Here is a 5,137-nt window from a genome sequence, read left to right as displayed (position 1 = left end):
AGGTTGTGCATTGCACGGGCTTTCTGATGGGTGAGACCGGTTTTTTCAAATGTGCTTGTTCTCAGTTGCGCAAATTTCTTCTGCTTTGTAAGCAAGGTGTTAGCAAAGAAGAGCAAGGCAGCGATCGTTCCCACAAAGAATAGAATAAGCGCAACCAAGCCGATAAGCGCTTGTGAAGTGGAGAAGCTAAACCCGTTGGCGAGCTTGAGCAAGGCGTGGATAAGAGCAAGGAGAATAATGAGTAGTGGAGAACTTCCATGCAATGAGCGAACCGATTTTGCTCCCAGCAGGGAGACCATCCAAGCTGGTTGTGAGGCAAGGTAGAACTGGTTGCAGACAAGGACGAAAGCGTAGACACCGAAGATGATTGACACTGAATATGAGTCGGCAAGCGCACCTACAGAGTACAGATATAGGATAACAGGAATGAGAGGGGAGAGGAAAAATCCAAGATGGAATATGCTTCGTTTCATTGGAACCTCCAGTACAGGTGTAGCACCTATTGTTAGACTAACTTAACATTTAGATTATATTGTGGTCAATACATCGACAGGTGGATATGATGCAATTCTTTTGAATGATTCATTCTAGAGAGAAACGTTTACCCACTCTTTCCCGGTCGTGCATTCTGTTTTGAATCTATGTACTCAATGCATTCCTGGTAAGGGGTATATACCTTGAGTAAAATGCTAGGATATAGGTACAGTATGTATAGTAACGCTGATCAAGTGAAATAGGAGATGCTCTATGGATACAACTAAGACTACGTTAACTTCAGAACAAAAAGCATCACTCATTGATGTTCTTCATAAAAGATTTGAGGAAAACCTGCCCAGACACAAAGACCTTGATTGGATAGCTATCGAAAAGAGACTTGCCGAAGACCTTGAGAAACTCTTTTCGCTCTTTGAGATGGATCGCACCGGTGGAGAGCCAGATGTAATCGGGTACGATGATACCTCTGACGCGTACCTCTTCGTCGATTGTTCTGCTGAGAGTCCTGTAGGCCGAAGAAGTCTCTGTTATGACCAGGTAGCCCTTGAAAACCGGAAAAAGAATCCACCATCAGGTAGTGCAGGTTCTCTTGCAGCAGAAATGGGGATAGAGCTCCTCGATGAGGAGCAGTACCGCAATCTCCAGAAGCTGGGTGTCTTCGATGTGAAATCTTCCAGTTGGATTCGTACTCCTGAATCAATGCGAAAACTTGGCGGAGCGCTCTTCGGGGATTGCCGGTATGATAGGGTGTTTTTCTACCACAATGGAGCTGATTCCTACTACGCATCCAGGGGATTCAGGGGTTTGCTGAAGGTGTAAGGCAGCCATCTTGTAACAAAAGAAAAAGCAAACCCTTTATAGTAAAAGGTTTGCCTTTCTGCCCAGAACAAGATTTGAACTTGCACAGTCTTAACGACCGCTAGGACCTGAACCTAGTGCGTCTACCAATTCCGCCATCTGGGCGCAGGGCAACTATAGAATATTTGTTTGGATTGTGTCAACAAGGATTCTGGGAAATCAAGACAACCGCTTGGGCCATGACCGCTTCCGCTGTACCAAGCTCACCAAGAATTCCCTCGGCGGTCTTCGCCTTGACAGAAACCTGGCTGATTTCAAGGTGCATCGTATTCGCCAAGTTCTCCCTGATTGCATCAATATACTCACGAAGCTTAGGACGTTGGACAATGACCGTGGTATCGATGTTCTCGATGGAGTAGGGAGGAAGGTCTTCTTCCAGCACTCGTGATAACAACTGTAGGCTGTCAGCATCCTTGAAAGCTGGATCAGTATCGGGGAAGTGTGCCCCAATGTCCCCTTTCGCCAACGCTCCAAGGATTGCATCGATGATTGCATGGACAAGGACGTCACCATCGCTGTGAGCGACCTCACCCCGTTCACTGGGAATGACTATGCCACCAAGGATAAATTTCCTTCCTTCTGCGAGGCGGTGAACATCCCAACCAGTGCCAATCCTCATTGTGTTTGCTGCTCCCTCTGTACCTCATCCATAGCCTGGTGGAGTGCTTTTGCAGCATGTGCGCTGCGTTTTCCTTCCTCAAGGTTTTGGAGGTACTCTTCAATCTGCTGTTCAGCATCAGGAATATCTTCGATATATGTGATCTTCCTGTTCTCCCGGGTGCCTTCACAAATACCCACTGACTGTCCATAGTCAGTGAAGATCTGTGTATCATCTACATAGGAAGTGGTGCTGTTTTTTGCCGCTTGATGAGCTTCCCAGATTTCTGGATAGGTAAAAATCTGTGGAGTCTGAACTCCTACAGCATGAGTTCGGTCTATGTGGTGGGTGATAAGTCCATTGTCATCAATGATTTTCAGGGCATCTGTAGCGGGAAGGGCAGGAACTGCACCTCGAAATACAGTAGCTGTTGCAAGTGTCTTGATCACCAAGTCGGGGGTAAGGAAACAACGAGCTCCGTCATGGATTGCAACAAAGTCCACGGCCAATGCCATGGAAGAGAGCATCTTCAAAGCGTTGTAAACCGATTTCTGTCGGTCGCTTCCTCCTGGAACGAGTATGATGGGAACCATATTCTGCTGTAACAGGTCCTCCAGGGCAACCGCACACTGGTCAGCCATTCCTTCAGGATGGGTTACCATGATAACCTGGCACCCTGGTACTTCAAGAAATGGGGCAACAGATCGATAGAGTACAGTATGGCCATCGATGGAGAGATACTCCTTCTTGACACCCAGTTGCTTGTTCGCATTGAAGCGATCGCTGATGCCGGCAGCGGTCACGATGACTGCATGTTGAGGAAAATTCATAGAACTATTTCTCCAGTTTGGAGAATACAAGCATTTCAATCTCTTTTTTGTCCTTTTTCAAGGCAAATGAGATCTCGTCGATCAACAAACGAAGCGCATTGTCATAGAGCTTTCGCTCTTGTACCGGCAGTTCCTTGATCTTGCTGCGATGATAGAGTGCTTGTACCACCTTCGCAATTGACGTAATGGAACCCTGCTTGAGCAGATCCACATTCATCTGATAGCGGACCTTCCAATCTACCGGCATAGGTTCATACTTGCTGGAAATGGATTCAATGGCCTGCTTCGCTTCTTTGTCTCCTACGATTGGCCTGATCCCCATTTCCTCGGACTTGTCCACAGGAATCATTACCGTCATATCAGAGATATCAAGGTAGATCACGTAATACATCGTAGCGACGCCTCTGAACATTCGTTCTTCAATACGCTTGATGACGCCTACGCCTTGGAGAGGATATACTACATGTTCTCCGATGGCAAATTGTTTTGTTTCCTGGGCTGAATTCATAGCACAAGTATATCCTATTTTTCATGTTAGAACAAGAACACCCAAAAACAAACTCTTCCCTGTTGAATGATAGCCAACAGCAGAGGAATACTATATAGTCTGAAGCATGAAACATGACATACGACGCTGTGGTGTATTGATGCACCCTACATCATTTCCCTCACCCCATGGAATCGGATCACTGGGTGATGAGGCTTTTACGTTTATTGACTTGCTCTCTCAAGCGAAGGTAAGTCTGTGGCAGATTCTTCCCCTTGGGCCCACCGGCTATGGGGACAGTCCTTATGCAGCCCGATCGACCTTTGCAGGGAATGAACTCCTGATCGATCTCAGAACCCTTGCCTTTGAGGGGTATCTGGATGTGGAAGAGGTGCTCTTCCATCCTGTATTTCCCTCTGACCGGGTAGAATATGGCAGCGTGCGCTCCTATAAGGAACCGCTTCTGGAACAGGCTGCGGCAACCTTCATTGGAGAAGCAGCAAAGAAAGATTGGGATGCGTACTTGCAATTTGTACAGGAAAACCAGTGGTGGTTGGAGGACTATGCCCTCTACCAAGTGCTTTGCAGGACCTACAACGATTCCCGTTGGTTTGAAATCTGGCCCAAGAAGATAAGACTGCGGGAAGAGGCTACATTGCAACAGCTCAAGAAGGACCACGAAAAGGCAATTGAGAATATTCAGGTACAGCAATACTTCTTCTTTACACAGTGGACAAAGGTCAAGCGATATGCCAACAAGAAGGGTATCCAGATCATTGGGGATATTCCCATCTTTGTTGCTCCAGACAGCGTGGATGCGTGGTCAAATAGGGACCTCCTGAAAATGGATGAGGATGGCAGGCAAACCGCTTCAAGCGGAGTCCCGCCGGATGCCTTCTCTGATGAAGGACAGCTGTGGGGAAATCCTGTCTATGACTGGGCGGCACACCAGAAGCAACACTTCTCCTGGTGGATCAAGCGAATAGAGAAGACCCTGGAGATTTGTGACATCATCAGGATTGACCACTTCCGAGGATTTGCTGCCTATTGGGAAGTACCCAAAGGTGAGAAAACTGCAATGAATGGTACCTGGAAGCCATCGCCGGGAAAGGAGTTCTTCTCTGCACTGAAAGCACATCTTGGGGAAGAACTTCCCATCATTGCCGAGGACCTTGGTGTAATTACTGATGATGTGGATGAGCTCAGGCTCTCCAATGGATTCCCGGGTATGAAGATACTTCAGTTTGCCTTTTCGGTTGAGAACGGTAAGCTTGATGCAAGCAATGCCTACCTACCGCATAACTGTGAGCACAACAGTGTCATCTATACGGGTACCCATGACAACAATACCTCCAGAGGGTGGTATGATGCCTTGGATGAACAGACCAAGGATGCCGTAAGGCGCTACCTTGAATGTCCTGATGACCAGATAGTTTGGCAGTTGATCAGGCAGATGTTGCTCTCTCATGCCAAGGATGCCATTCTCCCCATGCAGGATTGGCTGGAACTTGGAGCGGAGGGAAGAATGAACATCCCTTCCACCTGTGGGGTGAGTAATTGGAGCTGGAGAGCAGAAACCCTCCACCCAGAGGGTTGGAGGGTCGACCGACTCAGATCCTTGATAGAACTATCAGGAAGAGAAGGAATCTAGCAAGAAAGTGAGCAGGTCGGAGCAATCGTCCTGCTCACAATCTTTCAATACTGCCTCTACCGCTTTCTTCTCATACGGAACTCCGATTAGGAGTGTTTTGATGCGTTCTACAATGGAGGTATCAAGGCTGTCGGTGAACATAAGGATATCACTGAATACACCTTTCTCTACAAGGATCCTGAAATCAGCCTCACCCCATGGGAAACGGTGGGTGAAAG

The 5,137-nt window shown here is 47.5% G+C and carries 7 protein-coding genes and 1 tRNA gene; 2 read left to right on the top strand and 6 right to left on the bottom strand.

Going from position 1 to position 5,137, the window contains the following annotated elements; all coding sequences use genetic code 11:
- Window positions 1–473: hypothetical protein (locus JF818_RS04820; RefSeq protein ID WP_198890836.1), on the bottom strand; the 473-nt coding region annotated here is incomplete at its 3' end.
- A 274-nt stretch (window positions 474–747) separates the two neighbouring features.
- Between JF818_RS04820 and JF818_RS04815 the strand changes: the two genes are divergently transcribed.
- Window positions 748–1,314: a DUF4256 domain-containing protein gene (locus JF818_RS04815; protein ID WP_198890835.1), complete on the top strand. Its 567-nt coding sequence runs from the start codon at window positions 748–750 to the stop codon at window positions 1,312–1,314.
- Between the two features lie 59 nt (window positions 1,315–1,373).
- Here the strand turns inward: JF818_RS04815 and JF818_RS04810 are convergent.
- The 4 genes from JF818_RS04810 to JF818_RS04795 form a co-directional block, all read right to left on the bottom strand.
- Window positions 1,374–1,458: transfer RNA gene (locus JF818_RS04810), tRNA-Leu, on the bottom strand.
- A 34-nt stretch (window positions 1,459–1,492) separates the two neighbouring features.
- Window positions 1,493–1,972 carry a 2-C-methyl-D-erythritol 2,4-cyclodiphosphate synthase gene (gene ispF / locus JF818_RS04805; RefSeq protein WP_198890834.1) on the bottom strand — a complete coding sequence of 160 codons (480 nt, stop codon included), beginning with the start codon at window positions 1,970–1,972 and terminating at the stop codon, window positions 1,493–1,495.
- Complete coding sequence (locus JF818_RS04800) at window positions 1,969–2,781, bottom strand: 2-C-methyl-D-erythritol 4-phosphate cytidylyltransferase (protein WP_198890833.1); 813 nt, start codon at window positions 2,779–2,781, stop codon at window positions 1,969–1,971. Before JF818_RS04800 ends, ispF begins: the two co-directional genes overlap by 4 nt.
- A 4-nt stretch (window positions 2,782–2,785) precedes the next feature.
- A complete protein-coding gene (locus JF818_RS04795) occupies window positions 2,786–3,289 on the bottom strand; it encodes a CarD family transcriptional regulator (RefSeq protein ID WP_198890832.1) in 504 nt (167 codons plus the stop codon).
- Window positions 3,290–3,395: 106 nt separating this feature from the next.
- On the opposite strand from JF818_RS04795, the gene malQ reads away from it, so the two are divergent.
- The gene (gene malQ / locus JF818_RS04790; RefSeq protein ID WP_198890831.1) at window positions 3,396–4,919 is read left to right on the top strand and encodes a 4-alpha-glucanotransferase; all 1,524 of its coding nucleotides are present in this window, start codon (window positions 3,396–3,398) and stop codon (window positions 4,917–4,919) included.
- On the opposite strand, the gene JF818_RS04785 is transcribed toward malQ, so the two are convergent.
- A partial coding sequence (locus JF818_RS04785) for a lipoate protein ligase C-terminal domain-containing protein (RefSeq protein ID WP_304945003.1) occupies window positions 4,899–5,137 on the bottom strand: 239 nt, incomplete at its 5' end. The genes malQ and JF818_RS04785 overlap by 21 nt on opposite strands.

Source organism: Sphaerochaeta sp. S2 (assembly GCF_016406725.1).
GTDB lineage: Bacteria > Spirochaetota > Spirochaetia > Sphaerochaetales > Sphaerochaetaceae > Sphaerochaeta.
Note: the sequence above shows the minus strand (reverse complement) of the source record. Positions and strands in the feature narration are given on the sequence as shown.

Coding starts and splice junctions, on each gene's coding strand:
- JF818_RS04800 (WP_198890833.1), bottom strand. CDS start 2,781: ATGAATTTTCCTCAACATGCAGTCATCGTGACCGCTGCCGGCATCAGC.
- malQ (WP_198890831.1), top strand. CDS start 3,396: ATGAAACATGACATACGACGCTGTGGTGTATTGATGCACCCTACATCA.
- ispF (WP_198890834.1), bottom strand. CDS start 1,972: ATGAGGATTGGCACTGGTTGGGATGTTCACCGCCTCGCAGAAGGAAGG.
- JF818_RS04795 (WP_198890832.1), bottom strand. CDS start 3,289: ATGAATTCAGCCCAGGAAACAAAACAATTTGCCATCGGAGAACATGTA.
- JF818_RS04815 (WP_198890835.1), top strand. CDS start 748: ATGGATACAACTAAGACTACGTTAACTTCAGAACAAAAAGCATCACTC.